Raw genomic sequence first — 18,419 nt, 5'->3', positions numbered from 1 at the left:
AACGCTTGCACACTTCGGCGGGGCGCGCAGGGGGACGGTCAGGATCCGGGCGCGGGGACGAGGCGCTCGCGGGTGACGTCGGCGAGGGTGCGGCACCCGGTGAGGGCGAGGGTGAGGTCGAGCTCGGCGAGGACGTTGCGCAGGACCTCCTCGACCCCCTCCTGCCCGGCGATCGCGAGGCCGTAGACGTGCGGACGCCCGATGCCGACCGCCGTGGCGCCGAGGGCCAGGGCGACGAAGGCGTCGGCGCCGGAGCGGACGCCGCTGTCGAGGAGGACGGGCAGGTCGGAGCCCGCCGTGCGCAGGGCGTCGACGACGCCCGGCAGCGCGTCGAGCGCCCCGACCGACCGGTCGACCTGCCGCCCACCGTGGTTCGAGACCCACACGGCGTCGACGCCGGCGTCGGCGGCGCGTCGGGCGTCGTCGGGGTGGAGCACGCCCTTCAGCACCACCGGCAGGGAGGTGAGCTCGCGCAGCCGCGGCAGGTCGTCCCAGGTGAGCGAGGGGCGGCTGAAGACGTCGAGGAAGGTCTCGACGGCGGCCCGGGGGACCGGTGACGTGACGTTCTCGCGGGTGCTGCCGGGGTGGTTGCGGCTCATCGAGAGCAGGGTGCGGACGGCGGCCGGGGTCGGGCGCGGCTGCGGCGCGGGCTCGGCGGCGGCCGCCGCGGCCACCCGTCCCTCGACGAGCCGCCGGAAGACCGGGTCGGAGGTGTACTGCGCGATGCCCTCGCCGCGGGCGAACGGCAGGTGCCCGAGGTCGAGGTCGCGCGGGCGCCAGCCGAGGTAGGCGGTGTCGAGGGTGACGACGAGCGCCTCGGCGCCGCAGGCCTCGGCGCGCTGCACGAGGCTGGCGGCGAGGTCGTCGTCGCGGCTCCAGTACAGCTGGTACCAGAAGCCGCTGCCACCGAGGGTCGCCGCGACCTCCTCCATCGGCACCGAGGCCTGGGTGCTGAGCACCGTTGTGACGGAAGCGGATCGCGCGGCTCGGGCGACTGCGAGGTCGGCGTCGCGGTGTGCTGCGGAGAGGACCCCGATGGGCGAGACGAGCAGCGGGCTCGGGTGCCGCCGGCCGAGCAGCTCGACCGACAGGTCGCGCTGCGAGGTGTCGACGAGCATCCGGGGCACGACCCGCCAGCGACCGAAGGCATCCCGGTTCGCGCGGGCCGTCGCCTCGCCCCCGGCCGACCCCGCGACGTAGGCGAACCCTCGGCGCGACATCGTCCGCTCCGCCGCCGCCTCCAGCCGGTCGCCGTCGGTGGGGACGGCCGGTCGGCGCCCGAAGGAGCCCGCCCGGTAGATGGCCGACTGCGCGACCCGCCCGATGCCCTCGGCCACCTGCTCCACCCGTCCCGTCACGACCGCCTGTCTACCCGAAGCGGCCGCTCGGCGGTACCCGGCCGGCGCAGCGCCTCCCGGCCCGTAGGGTGCCGGTGTGCAGCGCTTCCCCTGGGCCCCGTGGGGCCTGCTCCTCGTCGTCCTCGACCTCCGCATCGGGAGCGGCGTCGCCCTGTGGGACGTCCTGCCGGACGTCGTCGGCTACGTCTGGCTCGTCGTGGCGCTCACCGGGGCGCAGGGCGTGGCCCGCGGGTTCGTCCTGGCCCGCTCGGCCGCGCTGGTCGGTGTCCCGGTCTCGCTCGTCACGGGCACGCCGCTGCAGTCGGTGGGCCAGCCGCTGCTCGTCGCGGCCCTCGTCGTCCAGGCCGTGGTCTTCGCGGGCGTGCTCTACGGGCTCGTCACCGGCGTGCAGGAGGCGGCGGCGGGGCATCCCGACGTCCAGCGCTGGGGCCCGCGCCTGCGGGTCGCCGCCCTCGTCGTCGGTGTGCTGTTGCTGCTCGCCGACCCGAGCATCTTCCTCGTGACGAGCGACTCGCCGCTCGCGGCGCCGGTCACCCTCCTCTGGCTGGCCGCGAGGCTCGCCGAGGCCGTCGTCGGGGTCCTCACCGTCGTCATGGTCTTCCGGGTCGCTCGGGCCGGGGCCCTCACCACCGCCTGACCCCCGACGAGGCCCCCGGACCGCGTGGTCCGGGGGCCTCGTCGTGCGGCGGACGGGCTCAGCGCAGGTACGGGATGGCCCGGTCGAGCAGGCCCCGCTCCTTGAGCTCGGCGGCCAGCGGGATCTCGTAGTCGATCCAGCCGGACTGCTTGATGCCCCAGAACGAGGCGTGGTCCGGGCCGTAGCCGAGCAGCTGCTGGTGCAGCGGCGAGAGGTTCTGGAACCACTCGGAGTCCTGGTCGGCGACGTCCTCGTCGAGGGGGCGGATCCAGCGGTAGGTGTAGCCGATGAACATCAGCTTGCGGGTGCGCTCGCTCTTGTTCATCGACCGGCTGTGCCAGATGCGGCGGTCGAAGATGAACGCGTCGCCCGGCTCGAGGCAGACCTCGACGGCGCCCTCGGGCTCGATGATCGGGTCGCCCGGCTTCTCGGGGCGGCCGGCGAGGGTGTTGTTCTTGTGGCTGCCCGGGATGACCTTGGTGTTGCCGTACCCCGGCTCGGAGAGGTCGGTCAGCGCGTAGCAGATCTTCGTCATGAACATCGGGCGGACGTCCATGTCGAGGTCGGAGTTCTGCCGGTACCCGTCCTGGTGCCAGTTCCAGAAGGGCGGCTCGTCCTTCGGGGGGTTGACGTCGATGTGGTTGTGGTGGGTGTAGATGTTCCAGCCCATGTTCCCCCAGATGTAGGGGAAGGTCGTGGGCCAGGTGAGCAGCTCGGGGAAGCGCGGGTCCTTGTGCAGCCAGCCCATGACGTGGATCGACTTGTCGGGGCGCAGCTCGCCGGCGGCCTCCTCCTCGGCGTAGATCCGGTCGACGGCGTCCTCGAAGTACGCGCGGTCCGCCTCGGGCAGCGCGCCCTTGATGACGACGAAGCCGTCACGGTCGTACTGCTCGCGGATCGCCGGGTCGAGCGGCTCGAAGCCCGTGGGGGCGGGCGCGGTCGCGGTCATGCTCGGTAGCTCCTCGGGTCGGGATCACGGTCTCCGGCCAGTCTAGGACCGGTCGCGCGACACGCCGGGAGGCGCCGCTGAGGGCCACCTGTGAGTCGCGCGGTGGCCCGGTGTCAGGTGGCGTAGACGCGCAGCGAGGTGGGGGCCAACGTCACGGCGCCCGACACCGGCTCGTCGTCGGCGCGCGGGCGCTCGTCGGCGCTGTCCCAGAGCAGGCGCGCCGAGGTGCCGTGGGGGAGGGTCACCTCGACCTCCCGGTCGGTGCCGTTGACGACGAGCAGGGCGCCGTCGGGTGCGCCCTCGGCGGGGGCCAGGGCCATCTGGAGCAGCCGGGTGCCCTCGCCGTGCCAGCGGTCGCCCATCGGGAGGCCGTCGGCGGCGTACCACTGGACGTCGAGGGTGCCGTCGTCGTCGACCGGGCGCCCGAGCAGCCAGACCCGGCGGCGCAGCACCGGGAGGGCGCGCCGCACGGCGAGCAGGTGACGGGTCGTCGCGAGCAGGTCCTCCTGCCACGGGGCGAGGCCCCAGTCGAGCCAGGTCACCTCGTTGTCCTGGCAGTAGGGGTTGTTGTTGCCGCCCTGCGTGCGGCCCATCTCGTCGCCGGCGGTGAGCATCGGGACGCCGGAGGAGAGGAGCAGCGTGCCGAGGAGGTTGCGCAGGGCCCGTGAGCGCCGCGCCTGCACGGCGGCGTCGTCGGTCGGGCCCTCGGTGCCGTGGTTCCACGACCCGTTGCCGTTCGAGCCGTCGTTGTTGTCCTCGCCGTTGGCCTCGTTGTGCTTGTGGTCGTAGGACACGAGGTCGGCGAGGGTGAAGCCGTCGTGGGCGGTGACGAAGTTGACGGATGCGGTCGGGCCCCGGTCGCGGGCGCCGAAGAGGTCGCGCGAGCCGGTGAGCCGGGTGGCGAGCTCGCGGGCGTCGTGCGCGGGCTGCCCGTGGGCGGTGGCACGGACGTCCCCGACCCAGAACCGGCGGACGGTGTCGCGGAAGCGGTCGTTCCACTCGAGGAACGGCGGGGGGAACTGCCCGGTGCGCCAGCCGTGCATCCCGAGGTCCCACGGCTCGGCGACGAGCGTGACCCGCGAGAGCACGGGGTCGGTGCGCAGCGCGACGAGGAACGGGTGGTCGGGGTCGAAGTCGTCCCCCCGCCCGCGCCCGAGGGCCACGGCGAGGTCGAAGCGGAAGCCGTCGACGTGGTACTCCTGCACCCAGTGGCGCAGGCTGTCGAGGACCATCCGGCAGACGACGGGGTGGCGCAGGTCGAGGGTGTTGCCGCACCCGGTGACGTCGATGTCGCGGCCGCGCTCGTCGAGGCGGTAGTAGGCCCGCTGGTCGAGACCGCGCCAGGACAGCGACGCACCCGCTCGGGACTGCTCGGCGGTGTGGTTGTAGACGACGTCGAGGATCACCTCGAGCCCGGCCGCGTGGAGCAGCTTGACCATGCCCTTGACCTCGTCGACGACACCCTGGGGGTCGCGGGCCGCGGCGTACGGGGCGTGCGGCGCCATGAACCCGAGGGTGTTGTACCCCCAGTGGTTCGGCATGCCGCGGCGCACGAGGTGCGGCTCGTGGGTGAAGGCGTGGACGGGCAGCAGCTCGACGGCGGTGACGCCGAGCGAGGTGAGGTGCTCGACCGAGGCCGGGTGCGCGAGACCGGCGTACGTGCCCCGCAGGTGCTCCGGGACCCCGGGGTGGAGCATCGTCTGGTTGCGGACGTGGGCCTCGTAGACGACGGTCTCGCTGCGCGAGCGTCCGGGCGGGGTGTCGTCGCCCCAGTCGAAGGCGTGGTCGACGACGACGCCGCGCGGCACCGCCCCGCGGCTGTCGAGGTCCGAGCGCTGCTCGAGCTCGCCGTGCCACGACGCGTCGACCGCGTGCCCGTACACCTCGGGGCCCCACGTGACCCCGCCCTCGAGCGCCCCCGCGTAGGGGTCGAGGAGGAGCTTGGCGGAGTTGTGGAGCAGCCCGCGTTCGGGGTCCCACGGGCCGTCGACGCGCAGCCCGTAGCGCTGCCCGGCGGCCATCCCGGGCACGAACCCGAACCACCAGCCGTGCGCCCGCTCGGCGAGGGCGACGCGGCGCTCGCTCCCGCCGGCCACGTCGCCGGGCTCGAAGAGCGCCACCTCCACGCCGTCGGCGTGCCCGGCGTACACGGCGACCTCGGCGCCGCCCGGGACGAGCGTCACGCCGGGGGGCGGCGGGAGGTCGCGGGACGGCGGCCCGGCGGGGCGCAGGCGGGACGGCACGGCAGGACCCTAGCCCGGCGGACGGGGGCGGCGTGGGGCGGTCGGCGAGGTCGGGACGGTCGGTGGGCTCAGGCGCGCAGCGCCCGGGCGAGCTCGGTGACGTGCTCGACGAGCAGGCCCATGTCGTCGTCGGTGTGGGCGAGCGAGACGAGCCACTGCTCGTCGAGCCCGGGCGGGGTGAGGATGTTGCGGTTGACGCCCCAGAGCCACGACAGCTCGGCCATCGCGAAGTCGGTGGCCTTGTAGTCGCGGTAGGTGCGCACCGGCGTCGTCGACCACGTGACGCAGCCCTTGACCCCGAGCCCGACGGTGTGGGCCGGCAGGGCGTACTCGTCGATGACGTCGTCGATGGCCGAGAGCGCGCGGACGTTGATGGCCTCGGTGTCGGCGAGCGCCTCGCGGGTGCAGATCTCGTCGACGGCCTTGGCGGCCGCCATGACGAGGGGGTTGCCGTTGTAGGTGCCGAAGTGGGCCATCCGGCCGTCGACGACGACCTCCATCACCTCGCGGGTGCCGCCGAAGGCCGCGAGCGGCAGGCCGCCGCCGATCGACTTCGCGAGGGTGATGAGGTCGGGCTTGACGCCGAGCCGCTGCGCGGCGCCGGCGTACCCGGCCGTCAGGCCGGTCTTCACCTCGTCGAAGAGGAGGACGACGCCGTGCTCGTCGCACAGCTGCCGCACCCCCGCGAGGTAGCCGGCGTCGGGGACGACGATCGAGAGGTTCTCGACCACCGGCTCGACGACCATGACGGCGACGTCGCGGCCGTGCTCGCGCAGGACGGCGCCCAGCCGGTCGAGGTCGTTGTAGGGGACGACGTGCACGGTGCCGGCCTCGACGTCGAAGGGCACCTCGGGGACCGGCGCGTCGGCCGGGCCGATGTTCGCCAGGTCGGGCTTGACCGAGACCTGGAGGGCGTCGTAGCCGCCGTGGTAGCCGCCCTCGATCTTCACGACCGCCTTGCGGCCGGTGTAGGCGCGGGCCGCGCGGATGGCGTACATCAGCGACTCGGTGCCGGAGTTCGTGAACCGGATCATGTCGAGCCCGAAGCGCTCGCAGAACCGCTCGCTCATCTCGGTGGCCTGCGGCGACGGGGTGACGAAGAGGGTGCCGGTGTCGGCGAGGGCACGCTGCACGTGCTCGACGACGACCGGGTTGAGGTGGCCGACGAGCATCGCGCCGAAGCCCATCGACAGGTCGAGCATCCGGCGGCCGTCGACGTCGGTGAGCCACGCCCCGCGGGCCGAGGCGACCGAGACGGGGTAGGGGTCCCAGTGCTGGAACGAGGAGGTGACCCCGAGCGGGAGGGTCCGCGCGGCGCGGGTGTTGTGCTCGCCGGACGCGGGGGTGCTCGCCGTGAAGCGGTCCCACTCGGCGGCGAGGAGGGACTCGACCCGGGCCGGATCGACCGGGGTGCTCGTGGCCGGGAGCCGGCGGTAGGTGGCCGGGTCGTGCGTCGGCGTGGTCGTCGTCTCGGTCGCGGTCATCGTCGCTGTCTCCTCGCGAGTCGTGGAATCAGTGGCGGTCGGGCGCCGTCACGCACCATCACGCATCTCTGGCCGCGAATGTACTACCGGATCCATCGCCGCGGCGACCTCGCTCCCGACGAGTGCAGCGCACCCACCCGCCCCTGGCCCCCGGCCGGTGGGTGCCCGTGGCTACCGTGGACCCATGACCGACCCCACCTCGCTGCCCAACTTCCCGCCGCCCGCGAACGAGCACCCGCTGCGCGGCCGGGTCCTCGACGTCCTCGTCGACCTCGGGCTCGCGCCGAACATCGACGGCGACGGGGACGTGGCCTTCACCGTCAACGACCAGCAGCTCTTCGTCCGCTGCACCGAGGGCGACGTCGAGGTCATGCGGGTCTTCGGCCAGTGGCAGATCCAGGACGAGCTGACCGGCGACCGGCTCAAGCTCCACGAGACGTGCAACGAGATCAACCTCCACATGAACCACGTGAAGACCGGCCTCGCGGGCACGACGCTCGTCGTCACCGGCGAGCACGTCGTCACGCCCGGGGCCGACCTCAACGTCCTCGTCCAGGTCTCGATCCAGGTCATCCTCTCCGGCGTGCACCTGTGGCACCAGAGGGTCCTCGGCATCGACCCCGAGACCGGCCAGCCGATCGAGGACGGGCAGTGACCGACCTCGTCCGCCTCGAGGTCGAGGGCGGCATCGGGACCATCCGGCTCGACCGGCCGCCGATGAACGCGCTCAACGCCGAGATCCAGCACGGGCTCGTCGCGGCCTGCCGCGAGGCCGCCGAGCGCCGCGACGTCGCGGCCGTCGTCGTCTACGGCGGCGAGAAGGTCTTCGCCGCGGGCGCCGACATCAAGGAGATGGAGACGATGTCGTACACCGACATGGTCGACCACTCCGCCCTGCTCCAGGACTTCACGAAGGCCCTCGCCGGCCTCCCGAAGCCCACCGTCGCCGCCGTCACCGGCTACGCGCTCGGCGGCGGGTGCGAGGTCGCGCTCGCGTGCGACTGGCGGGTCGCCGCCGACGACGCGAAGCTCGGCCAGCCCGAGATCACCCTCGGCATCATTCCCGGCGCCGGTGGCACGCAGCGCCTCGCCCGGCTCGTCGGGCCGGCGAAGGCCAAGGACCTCGTGTTCTCCGGACGCTTCGTCGACGCGCAGGAGGCGCTGGCCATCGGCCTCGTCGACCGGGTCGTCCCGGCGGCCGAGGTGTACGCCACCGCGCGGGGGCTGGTCGAGCGCTACGTCGGCGGTCCGGCCTACGCCGTGCGCGCGGCCAAGGAGGCCATCGACCGCGGGCTCGAGGTCGACCTCGAGACCGGGCTCGAGATCGAGCGCACGCTCTTCGCCGGCCTGTTCGCCACCCGCGACCGCGCCACCGGCATGCGCCACTTCGTCGACAAGGGCAAGGGCCCGGCGCCGTTCGAGGGCGCCTGAGCGCCGCGGCTCAGGCGCGGGGCGGCGCGAACGTCGACCGGGCGAGGACCGTGCCGGCGGTGTCGAGGACCTCGAAGCCGCCCGCGTCGGCGCGCAGCACCGACGAGTTGAGGTTGCACACCATCGGGCGTGACCCCGTGCCGACGAACTCGCCCGCGGGGTAGCTGCGTCCGTCCTCGCCGAGGACGACGACGCGGTAGCGGTCCCCGGCGTCGAAGCCGCGGGCGCTCAGCCGCACCTCGACCCCCCAGGTGTGCGGGACCACCCCCGCGCTGGCCGTCACCCCCGGCGCGGCCACGGCGACGGGGACGGGCTCGAACGGTCCGGGGGGTGGCTCGGCGAGCCGCACCCCCGTGAGCGTCACGGCCACGGCCACCGCGGCGGCGGCTGCGGCGACACCGGCGGTGCGCCAGGCGGCGGGCCGCCGGGCTCGACGGCCCTCGGCCTCCACGGCGGCACCGACGCGGTCGAGCAGGTCGGCGGGCGGCTCGGCGAGCGCCGGGGCCCGCCCGCGGACGTCGGCCAGCGCGCCGGCCACCGGGGTGAGCTCGGCGAGGTCGGCGCGGCAGGAGGCACAGGTGTCGAGGTGGACCTCGAGGGTCGCCGTGTCCCCGGGGTCCAGCCGGCCGAGCACGTAGGGGCCGATGAGCACCCGGAGCGCCTCGTGGTCGGGACCGTTCGGGGTCCCTTCGTCGTCGGTCATGGCTGCACTCCCATCTCCTCCATCGCGACCCGCAGCGCCTTGAGCCCGTAGAACACCCGGCTGCGGAGGGTGCTCACGGGGATGCCCAGCTCGGCGGCCACCTCGTCGTAGGGACGCCCGACGAGGTAGGTCTGGGTCAGCGCCTCCCGGTGGGCGTCGCCGAGCCGGCCGAGAGCCTCCTCGACGAGCCAGGCGCGGACGAGCGCGTCCCAGTCGTCGGTCGGCGGGGCGTCGCGGGCGAGGGTCTCGTGGTCGGCGAGGGCCCGCAGCCACGGCCGTGCCTCACGGACCCGGTGCAGGTCGATGCAGACGTTGCGGGCGATGCCGAAGAGCCAGGTCCGCAGCGCGGCGACGGCGGGGTCGTAGCGGTCCCGGGCCCGCCAGGCCCGCAGGAAGGTCTCCTGGACCGCGTCCTGCGCGAGCCCGGCATCGCCGAGCGTGCGCAGGGCGAAGCGGTAGAGCTCTCCCCCGTGGGCCGCGTACGCCGCGCGGACCCCCTCCTCCTCGGTGAGGGAGGGGGTCCGCGGTCGGCGGTGCAGCACGGTGGATGGCTCGACGGGTCAGCGGGTCGGGACGGCGAGGTCGTGGACCTGCAGGCCGCGCGGGAAGGAGCCCTCGCGCTCCACCGAGCCACCGAGCAGGTCGACGGCGTAGAGGCCGGCCTTCCCACCGACGGTGAGGGTCGCCCAGCCACGGTTGCGCGTGTCGATGTCGAGGCCGGCGTTCGTGGCGTCGACGCCGAGCGTGCCGGTCGGGGCGAGGCTGCCCGCGTTGGCGGGCGACTGCACGGCGACCTGGTCGAGGGCGACGTCGATGTCGAACAACGTCGTCGCCGTCGTGGCGTCCGTGTCGTTGTTCGTGTACGCGGCGGCGACCACACCGGTGGCCGGCGTCGTCGCCGGGGCGTAGGCCAGCGTGCCGTCGGCGATCGTCGTGCCGCCGGGGTTGACGTCGTGGCGGAGGTTCTGGCCGGTGTCGCTGATGACGCGCAGGCGGTCGGCGGCCGGGTTGAAGTCGACGCCGAAGGAGGTGCCCGAGAGGGCGACCGAGAGCCGGTTGACGAGGGTCGCGGTCGGGGCCTTCTTCCACAGCAGGTGCTGGGTCGGCACGGTGACCGTGTAGACGCCGCCCTTGTTCCCGACCGCGTAGAGCTTGCCGTCGGCGGGGCGCCGGTCGAGCCCGACGAGGGCGGTGTCGCCGGACAGGCCCTTGACCTCGCCGAGCGAGCGGGCGGACTCCGGGCGGTCGAGCCGGAAGCCGACGAGGGTGCGGTCGCCGGAGAGGCCGACCGTCGGGTTGCCGCCGAGGGGGGAGATGGTGGCCGTGGCGGCCGGGGCCATCGGGACGGCCACGGCGAGGCTGAGGGCGCCGGCGGCGACGAGGGTGCGCGTGCGGTTCATCGGGTGCTCCTGTGTCCGGTGGGGGTCTGCCACCCGTGGGTACGGGCACCGACGTCCGCGCGTTGAAGGTCCTCGACCGGTGTTTCGACGCCGCTCGGCGGTCCGGATGTGGGTCGTGGTGCTCAGGCGCGACCGGCCGCTGCGGGGCAGGATCGGGTCGGTGAGCACCCCGACCCGCCGCCGCCTGCCGATCGTGCTGACCGTCGTCGGCGCCCTCGTCCTCGGGCTGGGGGCCGTCGCGACCATCGGGTGGTGCTCGCTCATGGGCTGCACGGTCCTCAGCGAGCCGTTCGAGCCCGACGGGGCGGAGGCCACGCGGGCCCGGGTCCCGGCCCAGCGGGAGGTCGACGCGCTGGCGACCCGCCTGGCCGCCCGGCACGAGGTCCTCGCGAGCACCCGGATGGACGGGTGCTCGACCGGTCAGAACAACTGGAAGGTCAAGGACACCTACTCGCACGAGTGCTCGGTCGGCGCCGCCCGGGTCCTGGCCGTCGCGGCCGACGACGACGCCGTCGCGGGGGCACTGCTCGCCGCGCACCGCGAGCTGCGGGCCGAGGGCTGCGAGAGCGGGGAGGGCCTCGACGCCGTGGAGGCGCAGTACTGGTCGGCCGACAACCCGCTCGTGCAGAGCGAGGGTGCGGCCGCCCTGCCGCGGACCTCGTACACCTGCTCGCCGGACCTCGAGGTCGAGGTGCGGCCGACGTCCGCCCGGGAGGCCGGCGAGGACCCCGGCACCGCGCTCGGGAGCTGGTTCCCCTCGGACGTGACGCTCTCCGGCCGGCCGTTCGGCGCCGAGGACGCCGAGGCCGTGCGCTCCTCCGGTGCGGCGCTCGCCCTCGTGGTCACCGTGTCGAAGGGCTACTACCGCACCGAGTTCTGAGCGTCGGCGCATGACTACGGTGGCCCGGTGGGCACCGACGACACCGCCGAGGAGGCGCTGACCGGAGGCAACGCCTCGGCCGAGGTGGTCCGGGTCGGCGACACCGTGCGCAAGCCGTGGCTGCCGACGTCCGCGCGCACCGTCGCCTACCTCGAGGCGCTGCGGACGCGCGGGCTCGACGTCCCCCGCACCCACGGGCGCGACGAGCGCGGCCGGCTCGTCCTCGACTTCGTCCCCGGAGACCTCGCGATGCACCACGGGCCGCTCGACCCGGTGCTGCTCGGCCGCGTCGGGGCCCTCGTCCGACGGATCCACGACGCGAGCGAGGGCCTTCCGGTGCCCGACGACTGGGAGGTCCTCCTCCCGGCCGACCACCCGGACCTGCTGTGCCACAACGACCTCGCGGCCTGGAACCTCGTCATCGACGGCGACCGGCTGGTCTTCATCGACTGGGACGGGTCCGGACCGAGCACCCGCCTCTGGGACCTCGCGTACGCGGCCGTCTCGTTCGGCCACCTCTTCGCCGGCGAGGACCCCGACGCCGCGGCGGCCCGTCTCGCCGCGTTCGTCGACGGCTACGGCGCCGACGGCCCGCTGCGCGCCGCCCTGCCCCTCACGATGGCCCGGCGGGCCGGCGCGATGCGCGACCTGCTGCTCCGCTCACACGCCACGGGTCGCGAGCCGTGGGCCTCGATGCACACCGCCGGCCACGGGGCGCACTGGCGCGACGCCACCGCCTGGGTCGCGCGCCACGAGGCGCTCTGGGCCGGTGCGCTCGGGAGCGGGCCGGGCTCGACAGGGTGGTGACCGTCACGCCACCTCGGTGGTGAACGAGCGCTCACCGGCTGAGAGGATGGACGCCGACGCGCGCCGGGAGCCCTGGCGCGAGACCACCGACCGAAGGAAAGAGGACGAGGCACGCATGAACATCGTCGTCTGCGTCAAGTACGTCCCGGACGCACAGTCCGAGCGGACGTTCCAGGAGTCCGACAACACCGTCGACCGTGCCGTCGACGGCCTGCTCAGCGAGCTCGACGAGTACGCCGTCGAGGAGGCCCTGAAGATCGTCGAGGCCGCCGGCGAGGGCGAGGTCACCGTCGTGACCGTCGGCCCCGGGGCCGCCGCCGACGCGCTGAAGAAGGCTCTCCAGATGGGCGCCGACAAGGGCGTCCACGTCCAGGACGAGGCGCTGCACGGCTCCGACGCCGTCGCCACCTCGCTCGTCCTCGCCAAGGCCGTCGAGAAGGCCACCGACGGCAGCCCCGAGCTCGTGCTCACCGGCATGTCCTCGACCGACGGCGTCATGGGGGTCGTCCCCGCGATGCTCGCCGAGCGCCTCGGCCTGCCGCAGGTCACGTACGCCTCCGAGCTGACCGTCGGCGACGGGAAGGTCACCATCCGCCGCGACGGCGACACCGCCTCGGAGACCATCGAGGCCTCGCTGCCGGCGCTGGTCTCGGTCACCGACCAGATCAACGAGCCGCGCTACCCCTCGTTCAAGGGGATCATGGCCGCGAAGAAGAAGCCGGTCGAGGCGTGGTCGCTGGCCGATCTCGGTGTCGACGCCGGCGACGTCGGCCTCGACGCCGCGTGGACCGCGGTCGTCTCGTTCGCCAAGCGCCCGCCGCGCGAGCAGGGCCAGCTCGTCACCGACGAGGGCGACGGCGGCACCAAGCTCGCCGAGTTCCTCAGCGCCCAGAAGTTCCTCTGAGCCAGCCCGACCCGGACCAGGAGCACAGACCCATGGCAGAAGTACTCGTCCTCGCCGACCACGCCGGGGGCCGCCTGCGGAAGGCGACCGCCGAGCTGCTCACGCTCGCCCGCCGCCTCGGCGAGCCCTCCGCGGTGCACGTCGGACCCGGTGCCGACACCGCGCAGAAGACCTACGCGAAGTACGGCGCGCACAAGGTGTACGTCGTCGACGACGCCGACGCGGGCTCGTACCTCGTCGCGCCGCAGGCCGAGGTGCTCGCCCAGCTCATCGAGAAGGTCTCTCCCGCAGCCGTGCTCATCCCGAGCAACGCGGCCGGCAAGGAGATCGCCGCGCGCCTCGCCATCAAGAGCGGGTCGGGCCTCATCACCGACGCCGTCGACGTGCGCGCCGGCGACGACGGCGCCCCCGAGACGACGCAGTCGGTCTTCGCCGGCTCGTACACCGTCACGGCGAAGGTCACGACCGGCACCCCGATCATCTGCGTCAAGCCGAACTCCGCGGCCATCGAGGCCTCCCCGGAGGCCGGAGCGGTGGAGTCCGTCGACGTGACGATCAGCGACGCCGCCAAGGCCGCGAAGATCACCGACGCCCAGCCGAAGAAGGCCACCGGGCGCCCCGAGCTCACCGAGGCGGCCATCGTCGTCTCCGGCGGCCGCGGCACCGGCGGCGACTTCTCGCCGGTCGAGGAGTTCGCCGACAGCCTCGGCGCCGCGGTCGGTGCGAGCCGGGCGGCGGTCGACGCGGGCTGGTACCCGCACAGCAACCAGGTGGGCCAGACCGGCAAGCAGGTCTCGCCGCAGCTCTACGTCGCGGCGGGCATCTCCGGGGCCATCCAGCACCGGGCCGGCATGCAGACCTCGAAGACGATCGTCGCCGTCAACAAGGACGAGGAGGCGCCGATCTTCGAACTCGTCGACTTCGGCGTCGTCGGCGACCTCTTCTCGGTGCTGCCGCAGGCCACGGCCGAGGTCAAGAAGCGCAAGGGCTGACCGACCCCCGCTTTCCCCGACTTTGTGGGGAGCCGTCCGCCGACACGCCGCCCCGACGGCGCTTCGGGCGGCTGCGGCCCCACAGAGTCGGGGTCGGTGGCTACCGTCGGGGGATGGGGAGCACGCCGCACCTGCTGCACACCGTCATCGACACCCCGGACGTGCGGGGCAGCGCCGAGTTCTGGCGCGAGCTGCTCGGGCTGGTCTACCGGCCCGGTGACGAGCCGCCGGTCGACGGCTCGGCGGACGACGCCGACTGGCTCGTGCTCACCGAGGCCGACGGCACCCGCCGGCTGGCCTTCCAGGAGGTGCCCGAGCTGACGCCGACCACCTGGCCGAGCCACGACGTGCCGATGCAGCTGCACCTCGACCTCACCGTCGCCGACGTCGAGGACCTCGAGCGGCAGCGGGAGCGGGCCGAGGCGCTGGGGGCCCGTCTGCTGTTCGACCGCACCGACGACCCGGACGAGCCGCTGTACGTCCTCGCCGACCCGGCGGGGCACCCGTTCTGCCTGTTCCCCGGCTGAGCGGGGACCGGGGGACCCGGGGCCGAAACGTAGACTCGGACCTCGTGACCCACTACCTCGACCACGCGGCGACGACGCCGATGCTGCCCGCCGCGGTCGAGGCGTTCGTCGAGTCGGCGGCGCGGGTCGGCAACGCCTCGTCGCTGCACACCTCGGGGCGGGCGGCGCGCAAGGTGGTCGAGGAGTCGCGCGAGCGCATCGCCGCCGCGCTCGGGGCCCGTCCCTCCGAGGTCGTCTTCACCTCCGGCGGCACCGAGGCCGACAACCTCGCGGTCAAGGGGGCGTGGGCGGCCCGCCGCGACGCCGACCCCCGACACACCCGCCTCGTGGTCAGCGGCATCGAGCACCACGCCGTGCTCGACCCCGTCGAGTTCCTCGTGGGGTCCGAGGGTGCGGCCGTCTCCTGGCTCGAGCCCGACCGCTGCGGGCACGTCGCCGTCGACGACCTGCGGGCCGTCCTCGCCGAGCACCCGGACGACACCGCGCTCGTCAGCGTCATGTGGGCGAACAACGAGGTCGGCACCGTGCAGCCGGTCGTCGAGCTGGCCGCCACGGCCCACGAGCGCGGCGTGCCGTTCCACACCGACGCCGTCCAGGCGCTCTCGCACCTGCCCGTCCGCTTCGACGACTCCGGCGCCGACCTCATGTCGGTGACGGCGCACAAGATCGGGGGACCGGTCGGGGTCGGCGCGCTGCTGGCCCGCCGCGACGCCACCCTCGTGCCGCAGCTGCACGGCGGCGGGCAGGAGCGCCAGGTGCGCAGCGGGACCCTCGACGTCGCCGGCATCCACGCCTTCGCCGTCGCGCTCGACGAGACCGTCGCCACCCGCGACGTCGAGGCCAAGCGCGTGCTGGCGCTGCGCGACCGGCTCGTCGAGGGGGCGCTCGCGCTCGACCTCGGCATCACGGTCAGCGGCTGCTGGCGCGCCGGCGACGGGGCCGGGCGCCTGCCGGGCAACGCGCACCTGCTCGTGCCCGGCTGCGAGGGCGACTCGCTCCTCTACCTCCTCGACGCCGCCGGGGTCGAGTGCAGCACCGGCTCGGCCTGCCAGGCCGGCGTGCCGCAGCCGAGCCACGTCCTCCTCGCGATGGGCCACGGCGAGGCCGAGGCGCGCGGTGCGCTGCGGCTCTCCCTCGGCCACACCTCCACCGACGCCGACGTCGACGCCGTCCTCGCCGCCCTCCCCGGGGTCGTCGAGCGTGCCCGGCGGGCCGGGGGGTTCTCCTGATGCGGGTCGTCGCGGCGATGTCCGGCGGCGTCGACTCCGCGGTCGCGGCCGCCCGCGTGCTCGACGCCGGGCACGAGGTCGTCGGGGTCCACCTGGCGCTGTCGCGGTCCGCGGCCACCCTGCGCGACTCGGCCCGGGGGTGCTGCACCATCGAGGACGCCGGCGACGCCCGGCGGGTCGCCGACCGGCTCGGCATCCCGTTCTACGTCTGGGACCTCGCCGAGCGCTTCGAGCGCGACGTCGTCGACGACTTCGTCGCCGAGTACGCCGCGGGGCGCACGCCCAACCCGTGCCTGCGCTGCAATGAGTCGATCAAGTTCGCCGCGCTCCTCGACCGGGCCGTGGCGCTCGGCTTCGACGCCGTCGCCACCGGCCACTACGCGCAGGTGGTCGACGGGCCGGACGGCCGCGAGCTGCACCGCGCCGTCGACCCCGCGAAGGACCAGTCCTACGTGCTCGGCGTCCTCGACGCCGAGCAGCTGGCCCGCTCGTTCTTCCCGCTCGGCGACACGACGAAGGACGGGGTGCGGGCCGAGGCCGCCGAGCGCGGCTTCGCGGTCGCCCGCAAGCCGGACAGCCACGACATCTGCTTCATCCCCGACGGCGACACCCGCGGCTTCCTCGCGCGCCGGCTGGGGGAGCGGCCCGGCGAGCTCGTCGACGCCGTGTCGGGCGAGGTGGTCGGCGAGCACGCGGGGGCACACGGCTTCACGGTCGGGCAGCGCCGGGGCCTCGGCATCGAGCGCTCGCGGCTCGACGGCGACCCGCGCTACGTCGTCGAGGTCGACGCGCCCGCCAACCGGGTGCTCGTCGGCACGGCGGACCTGCTCGGCGTCGATGTCGTCGCGGGGGAGCACCTGCGGTGGTGCGGGCCGGCCCCGGCCGGGGAGGTGTCCGTCGGCGCCCAGCTGCGGGCGCACGGCACCGAGGTGCCCGCCACTGCCCGGGTCGCCGGGGAGGGCGTGGAGGTCCGGCTCGCCGAGCGGGTGCGCGGTGTCGCGCCGGGGCAGTCGGTCGTGCTCTACGACGGCTCGCGCGTCGTCGGGTCCGCGACGATCACCGGGACCGGGCGTGCCGCCTGAGACCGGCGACCGCCTCGCCGCCGAGCGCACGGAGCTGCTCGACCGGCTGACGGGCATGGAGCAGGACATGGCGCGGCTCGTCGCGGCGTCTTTGGACTCGAACGCCGACGACGAGCACGACCCCGAGGGGCAGACCATCGCCTGGGAGCGGTCCCAGCTCGCCGCGCTGACCGACGGTGTGCGCACCCACCTCGCCGAGCTCGACGACGCCCTCGCCCGCGTCGCCGAGGGCACCTACGGCACCTGCGCGGTCTGCGGGGAGCCGATCGCGGAGGGTCGCCTCGAGGCCCGGCCCACCGCCCGCACCTGTGTGCAGCACGCCGGCGCACCCGTCGACCGGAATAGTTGAACCGTCAACTACTGTTGGACGCCGTGACCCTCCACCGCGGAGGACGACCACCGAGGAGCGTGAACGACATGCCAGCCGTGACCGTCGAGAACATCCTGACCCTGCCCCGGGTCACCGAGCCCGGCGTCGAGGCCGTCTCGCGCCCCGTGCGCTCGATCACCACCGCTCCCCAGGGCTTCGAGGGGGAGGGCTTCCCGGTGCGCCGCGCGTTCGCCGGCGTCGACCTCGCCGTGCTCGACCCGTTCATCCACATGGACCAGATGGGTGAGGTCGAGTACGCGCCGGGCGAGCCGAAGGGCACCGCGTGGCACCCGCACCGCGGCTTCGAGACCGTCACCTACATCATCGACGGCACCTTCGAGCACCGTGACAGCACCGGCGGCGGCGGCACGATCACCAACGGCGACACGCAGTGGATGACGGCCGGCTCCGGCCTGCTGCACATCGAGGTGCCGCCGGAGTCTCTCGTGCTGTCCGGTGGGCTCTTCCACGGCCTCCAGCTGTGGGTGAACCTGCCGAGCCACCAGAAGATGTCGCCGCCGCGCTACCAGGACATCCGCGGCAACGACGTCGCCCTGCTCTCCAGCCCCGACGGTGGCGCGCTGGTGCGCGTCATCGCCGGCGAGCTCGACGGCCACGAGGGCCCGGGCATCACGCACACGCCGATCGTCGCGCTGCACGTCACCGTGGCGCCGGGCGCGCGGGTGCGGCTGCCGTGGAACCCCGGCTACAACGCGCTCGTGTACGCGCTCAACGGCAAGGGCTCGGTCGGGCCCGACCGTCGGCCGCTGCGGATGGGGCAGTTGGCGGTGCTCGGCGGCGGCGACGTCGTCGAGGTCGGCGCCGACGAGAGCCAGGAGTCGCGCAGCCCGAGCCTGGACCTCTACATCCTCGGCGGGCGCCCGATCCGCGAGCCCGTCGCGGCGTACGGCCCGTTCGTCATGAACACCCGTGAAGAGCTGGTGCAGGCCTTCGAGGACTTCCAGGCCGGCCGGCTGGGGACCATCCCCGCCGAGCCGCACCCGGGGCACGACGTGCTCTGAGACCGGACGCCAGGACGCCCCCGCCACCGTGAGGTGGCGGGGGCGTCGGCGTCCGAGGTCGCACGGACGACGCGGAAGTCGGCTGATGACGTGGATACATCCGCGTCACCAGCCGGTTTCCCCGTCACCACCGTGACGGCGCGGGCGCTCGGCGTCAGTGGCCGCGGTTGCGGGGGTGCTGTCGGGCCCGCCGCTCGTTGCCGCGGCGGTAGTTGCCGGTGAGCCGGGCCATCAGCTCCTGGGGGTCGCCGCGCTCGACGTCGTCGAGGAAGTCGCGGGCCCGGGACCCGCGCAGGACGGTGGCGACGCGCCCGTGGTGGCTGACGACCACCTCGTCGCCGCGCTCGCGCCACGTGAAGCCCTCCGGACCGGCCATGCCCGTCAGCCTAGGCGGGCGGGCC

At 74.3% G+C, this 18,419-nt stretch carries 20 protein-coding genes; 12 read left to right on the top strand and 8 right to left on the bottom strand.

Annotated elements, in window-relative coordinates:
- Positions 1 to 38 precede the first annotated feature (38 nt).
- Positions 39 to 1,358, bottom strand: a complete 1,320-nt coding sequence (locus tag JQN70_RS09350; protein ID WP_307835896.1) for an alpha-hydroxy-acid oxidizing protein — start codon at positions 1,356 to 1,358, stop codon at positions 39 to 41.
- Between the two features lie 76 nt (positions 1,359 to 1,434).
- Between JQN70_RS09350 and JQN70_RS09345 the strand changes: the two genes are divergently transcribed.
- A complete protein-coding gene (locus JQN70_RS09345; protein ID WP_204131065.1) occupies positions 1,435 to 1,995 on the top strand; it encodes a hypothetical protein in 561 nt (186 codons plus the stop codon).
- Positions 1,996 to 2,053: 58 nt separating this feature from the next.
- Here the strand turns inward: JQN70_RS09345 and JQN70_RS09340 are convergent, their stop codons facing one another.
- The 3 genes from JQN70_RS09340 to JQN70_RS09330 all read right to left on the bottom strand — a co-directional run bounded on the left by JQN70_RS09340 (position 2,054) and on the right by JQN70_RS09330 (position 6,671).
- Entirely contained in the window at positions 2,054 to 2,944 is an 891-nt protein-coding gene (locus tag JQN70_RS09340) for a phytanoyl-CoA dioxygenase family protein (RefSeq protein WP_204131064.1), read from the bottom strand.
- Positions 2,945 to 3,057: 113 nt separating this feature from the next.
- Positions 3,058 to 5,187 (bottom strand): glycogen debranching protein GlgX, encoded by a 2,130-nt coding sequence (gene glgX / locus JQN70_RS09335; RefSeq protein ID WP_307835895.1) that lies wholly within the window; start codon positions 5,185 to 5,187, stop codon positions 3,058 to 3,060.
- Positions 5,188 to 5,255: 68 nt separating this feature from the next.
- Entirely contained in the window at positions 5,256 to 6,671 is a 1,416-nt protein-coding gene (locus JQN70_RS09330) for an aspartate aminotransferase family protein (RefSeq protein WP_204131063.1), read from the bottom strand.
- 184 nt (positions 6,672 to 6,855) lie between these two features.
- Here JQN70_RS09330 and JQN70_RS09325 point away from each other — a divergent pair, with 184 nt between their 5' ends.
- Both JQN70_RS09325 and JQN70_RS09320 read left to right on the top strand, forming a co-directional pair.
- Positions 6,856 to 7,326, top strand: a complete 471-nt coding sequence (locus JQN70_RS09325) for a T3SS (YopN, CesT) and YbjN peptide-binding chaperone 1 (protein WP_204131062.1) — start codon at positions 6,856 to 6,858, stop codon at positions 7,324 to 7,326.
- A complete protein-coding gene (locus tag JQN70_RS09320) occupies positions 7,323 to 8,102 on the top strand; it encodes an enoyl-CoA hydratase/isomerase family protein (protein WP_204131061.1) in 780 nt (259 codons plus the stop codon). Before JQN70_RS09325 ends, JQN70_RS09320 begins: the two co-directional genes overlap by 4 nt.
- 10 nt (positions 8,103 to 8,112) lie before the next feature.
- Here the strand turns inward: JQN70_RS09320 and JQN70_RS09315 are convergent, their stop codons facing one another.
- Genes JQN70_RS09315 through JQN70_RS09305 form a run of 3 tightly spaced genes read right to left on the bottom strand, consistent with a single transcriptional unit; the run spans position 8,113 to position 10,205 of the window.
- A complete protein-coding gene (locus tag JQN70_RS09315; RefSeq protein ID WP_204131060.1) occupies positions 8,113 to 8,805 on the bottom strand; it encodes an anti-sigma factor family protein in 693 nt (230 codons plus the stop codon).
- On the bottom strand, positions 8,802 to 9,347 hold the full coding sequence (locus JQN70_RS09310; protein ID WP_204131059.1) for a sigma-70 family RNA polymerase sigma factor: 546 nt from the start codon (positions 9,345 to 9,347) through the stop codon (positions 8,802 to 8,804). The genes JQN70_RS09315 and JQN70_RS09310 overlap by 4 nt, the downstream gene beginning before the upstream one ends.
- Before the next feature lie 18 nt (positions 9,348 to 9,365).
- Positions 9,366 to 10,205 (bottom strand): DUF4394 domain-containing protein, encoded by an 840-nt coding sequence (locus JQN70_RS09305; RefSeq protein ID WP_204131058.1) that lies wholly within the window; start codon positions 10,203 to 10,205, stop codon positions 9,366 to 9,368.
- 160 nt (positions 10,206 to 10,365) lie between these two features.
- Here JQN70_RS09305 and JQN70_RS09300 point away from each other — a divergent pair, with 160 nt between their 5' ends.
- The 9 genes from JQN70_RS09300 to JQN70_RS09260 all read left to right on the top strand — a co-directional run bounded on the left by JQN70_RS09300 (position 10,366) and on the right by JQN70_RS09260 (position 18,018).
- A complete protein-coding gene (locus JQN70_RS09300; RefSeq protein ID WP_204131057.1) occupies positions 10,366 to 11,085 on the top strand; it encodes a hypothetical protein in 720 nt (239 codons plus the stop codon).
- Between the two features lie 27 nt (positions 11,086 to 11,112).
- Positions 11,113 to 11,892, top strand: a complete 780-nt coding sequence (locus JQN70_RS09295) for a phosphotransferase (RefSeq protein ID WP_204131056.1) — start codon at positions 11,113 to 11,115, stop codon at positions 11,890 to 11,892.
- Positions 11,893 to 12,007: 115 nt separating this feature from the next.
- Positions 12,008 to 12,796, top strand: coding sequence for an electron transfer flavoprotein subunit beta/FixA family protein (locus JQN70_RS09290; RefSeq protein ID WP_204131055.1), 789 nt, complete (start codon positions 12,008 to 12,010; stop codon positions 12,794 to 12,796).
- A gap of 32 nt (positions 12,797 to 12,828) precedes the next feature.
- Positions 12,829 to 13,788 (top strand): electron transfer flavoprotein subunit alpha/FixB family protein, encoded by a 960-nt coding sequence (locus tag JQN70_RS09285; RefSeq protein ID WP_204131054.1) that lies wholly within the window; start codon positions 12,829 to 12,831, stop codon positions 13,786 to 13,788.
- Between the two features lie 113 nt (positions 13,789 to 13,901).
- Entirely contained in the window at positions 13,902 to 14,315 is a 414-nt protein-coding gene (locus tag JQN70_RS09280; RefSeq protein WP_204131053.1) for a VOC family protein, read from the top strand.
- 44 nt (positions 14,316 to 14,359) lie between these two features.
- Positions 14,360 to 15,544, top strand: coding sequence for a cysteine desulfurase family protein (locus JQN70_RS09275; protein ID WP_204131052.1), 1,185 nt, complete (start codon positions 14,360 to 14,362; stop codon positions 15,542 to 15,544).
- Entirely contained in the window at positions 15,544 to 16,626 is a 1,083-nt protein-coding gene (gene mnmA / locus JQN70_RS09270; RefSeq protein ID WP_204131051.1) for a tRNA 2-thiouridine(34) synthase MnmA, read from the top strand. Before JQN70_RS09275 ends, mnmA begins: the two co-directional genes overlap by 1 nt.
- Complete coding sequence (locus tag JQN70_RS09265) at positions 16,616 to 16,975, top strand: TraR/DksA family transcriptional regulator (protein ID WP_307835894.1); 360 nt, start codon at positions 16,616 to 16,618, stop codon at positions 16,973 to 16,975. The genes mnmA and JQN70_RS09265 overlap by 11 nt, the downstream gene beginning before the upstream one ends.
- A 68-nt stretch (positions 16,976 to 17,043) precedes the next feature.
- A complete protein-coding gene (locus JQN70_RS09260; protein ID WP_204131050.1) occupies positions 17,044 to 18,018 on the top strand; it encodes a pirin family protein in 975 nt (324 codons plus the stop codon).
- Positions 18,019 to 18,172: 154 nt separating this feature from the next.
- On the opposite strand, the gene JQN70_RS09255 is transcribed toward JQN70_RS09260, so the two are convergent.
- The gene (locus JQN70_RS09255) at positions 18,173 to 18,394 is read right to left on the bottom strand and encodes a hypothetical protein (protein ID WP_204131049.1); all 222 of its coding nucleotides are present in this window, start codon (positions 18,392 to 18,394) and stop codon (positions 18,173 to 18,175) included.
- Between the last annotated feature and the right edge of the window lie 25 nt (positions 18,395 to 18,419).

The sequence above is a fragment of the Phycicoccus sonneratiae genome (genome assembly GCF_016887965.1).
GTDB classification, from domain to species: domain Bacteria; phylum Actinomycetota; class Actinomycetes; order Actinomycetales; family Dermatophilaceae; genus Phycicoccus; species Phycicoccus sonneratiae.
This window is presented reverse-complemented; position numbering and strand designations above follow the sequence as displayed.

What these genes read in the sequence shown, in the direction of transcription:
- JQN70_RS09325 (WP_204131062.1), top strand. Translation starts at nt 6,856, where the DNA reads ATGACCGACCCCACCTCGCTGCCCAACTTCCCGCCGCCCGCGAACGAG.
- JQN70_RS09285 (WP_204131054.1), top strand. Translation starts at nt 12,829, where the DNA reads ATGGCAGAAGTACTCGTCCTCGCCGACCACGCCGGGGGCCGCCTGCGG.
- JQN70_RS09305 (WP_204131058.1), bottom strand. Translation starts at nt 10,205, where the DNA reads ATGAACCGCACGCGCACCCTCGTCGCCGCCGGCGCCCTCAGCCTCGCC.
- JQN70_RS09330 (WP_204131063.1), bottom strand. Translation starts at nt 6,671, where the DNA reads ATGACCGCGACCGAGACGACGACCACGCCGACGCACGACCCGGCCACC.
- mnmA (WP_204131051.1), top strand. Translation starts at nt 15,544, where the DNA reads ATGCGGGTCGTCGCGGCGATGTCCGGCGGCGTCGACTCCGCGGTCGCG.
- JQN70_RS09290 (WP_204131055.1), top strand. Translation starts at nt 12,008, where the DNA reads ATGAACATCGTCGTCTGCGTCAAGTACGTCCCGGACGCACAGTCCGAG.
- JQN70_RS09260 (WP_204131050.1), top strand. Translation starts at nt 17,044, where the DNA reads ATGCCAGCCGTGACCGTCGAGAACATCCTGACCCTGCCCCGGGTCACC.
- JQN70_RS09280 (WP_204131053.1), top strand. Translation starts at nt 13,902, where the DNA reads ATGGGGAGCACGCCGCACCTGCTGCACACCGTCATCGACACCCCGGAC.
- JQN70_RS09315 (WP_204131060.1), bottom strand. Translation starts at nt 8,805, where the DNA reads ATGACCGACGACGAAGGGACCCCGAACGGTCCCGACCACGAGGCGCTC.
- JQN70_RS09255 (WP_204131049.1), bottom strand. Translation starts at nt 18,394, where the DNA reads ATGGCCGGTCCGGAGGGCTTCACGTGGCGCGAGCGCGGCGACGAGGTG.
- JQN70_RS09340 (WP_204131064.1), bottom strand. Translation starts at nt 2,944, where the DNA reads ATGACCGCGACCGCGCCCGCCCCCACGGGCTTCGAGCCGCTCGACCCG.